General features: G+C 63.8%; 3 protein-coding genes. 1 reads left to right on the top strand and 2 read right to left on the bottom strand.

Annotated features, from left to right (window positions below; genetic code table 11):
• Positions 1–85: 85 nt before the first annotated feature.
• Positions 86–544 carry a type II toxin-antitoxin system RatA family toxin gene (locus AC1DU6_RS30905; RefSeq protein ID WP_477861929.1) on the bottom strand — a complete coding sequence of 153 codons (459 nt, stop codon included), beginning with the start codon at positions 542–544 and terminating at the stop codon, positions 86–88.
• 47 nt (positions 545–591) lie between these two features.
• Here AC1DU6_RS30905 and smpB point away from each other — a divergent pair, with 47 nt between their 5' ends.
• Positions 592–1,053, top strand: coding sequence for an SsrA-binding protein SmpB (gene smpB / locus AC1DU6_RS30900; protein ID WP_457326381.1), 462 nt, complete (start codon positions 592–594; stop codon positions 1,051–1,053).
• Between the two features lie 62 nt (positions 1,054–1,115).
• Here the strand turns inward: smpB and AC1DU6_RS30895 are convergent.
• The coding region (locus tag AC1DU6_RS30895) for a PLP-dependent transferase (protein ID WP_477861927.1) at positions 1,116–1,505 on the bottom strand (390 nt) is incomplete at its 5' end.

The raw sequence follows: 1,505 nt of genomic DNA, 5'->3' as shown, positions 1-1,505 counted from the left end.
GCGCAAGGCGGTGTCGACGGTGGCGCCCTCCTCCACCTCCAGCCAGCGGTGCTGAACATCACCCGCCCGCGGGCTCCACACCAGCTCAACGCGGACCATATTGACTCTCGGCACGCTGCACGAAACTGTCGACGAAGGTGTTGGCGATGCGGTCGAACACCGGGCTGACGACAGCCTCCAGCGCGCCGCTGCTGAAGGCATAGCTGAGCTCGAAGGCGATCTTGCAGGCCGTGGCTTCGGCCTCCGCACCGGGCTTGTTCAAGGGCTGGAACTGCCACAGCCCGTCCAGATGCGAGAAGGGGCCGTCGACCAGCTCCATGCGCACGCTGCGGCCGTCCTCGTTGTGGTTGCGCGTGGTGAAGGCGTGGCGCACGCCAGCGTACGCCAGGTGCAGGCGTGCCGTGACGGTGTCGGCCTCACGCCCCAGCACCTCGACCTTGTTGCACCAGGGCAGGAACTCGGGATAGCGCTCCACCGCGGTGACCAGCTCGTACATCTCGCGGGGTGTGTACCAGAGCAGAACGGACTTTTTGACCTGCTTCATAGAATCCACAAATTGTATTGAGGGGCTTCGCCCCCATTTGCGACCCCATGTCCATCGCCGAGAACCGCCGCGCCCGTTACGACTACCACATCGAAGAACAGTTCGAGGCGGGCGTCGTTCTCTCCGGCTGGGAGATCAAGGCCATCCGCGCCGGCCAGGTCCAGCTGACCGATGGCTACGTGATGATCAAGAACGGCGAGCTGTTCCTGATCGGCTGCCGCATCAATGCGCTGCGCAGCGCGTCAACCCACGTCACGCCCGAAGCCGACCGCACCAAGAAGCTGTTGATGCACAAGGCCGAGATCAAGCGGCTGGTCGGCAAGATCGAGCAGCGCGGCTTCACCCTCGTGCCGCTGAACCTGCATTACAAGGGCGGCCGCGTGAAGGCCGACATTGCGCTGGCCAAGGGCAAGGCCCAGCATGACAAGCGCGAGACGGAGAAGAAGCGGGACTGGGAGAGAGAAAAGGGCCAATTGATGCGACACGCATCAACAGGCCGTAAGGACTGATGACTCGCGTAGCGGCTCATTGGACCTTTCGCCAAAAGGGGCAATTGATGAGGCACAAGGTCTCAAACAAGAGCTGACAGCGCCTGTTCGATGTCGGCCTTCAGGTCGGCCCCATCTTCCAAGCCGATCGCGAATCGCACCAGCGTGCCGCCATTGAACGGCAGCGGCAGGTCGCGGCTGCGGCTCATGTCGTAGGGCACGGCCAGGCTCATCGGGCCGGCCCAGGAATAGCCAATGCCGAATAGCTGCAGCGCGTCGACGAAGGCATCGACTTGTGCAGCGCTGTATTCCGGCCTGAAGACGGCAGAGAACAAGCAGGCTGCGCCCGCTCCACCAACCGCCAGCCAGTTCTCATGCCCAGGCGAGCCCCGCAGCGCGGGATGGAAAACCTGCGCCACCTCGGGCCGATCCGCCATCCAGTTCGCGAGCTGGCGTGTCACATGATCCTGGGC

It is taken from the genome of Roseateles sp. P5_B10 (assembly GCF_056400485.1).
This window is presented reverse-complemented; position numbering and strand designations above follow the sequence as displayed.

Coding starts and splice junctions, on each gene's coding strand:
- AC1DU6_RS30905 (WP_477861929.1), bottom strand. CDS start 544: ATGAAGCAGGTCAAAAAGTCCGTTCTGCTCTGGTACACACCCCGCGAG.
- smpB (WP_457326381.1), top strand. CDS start 592: ATGTCCATCGCCGAGAACCGCCGCGCCCGTTACGACTACCACATCGAA.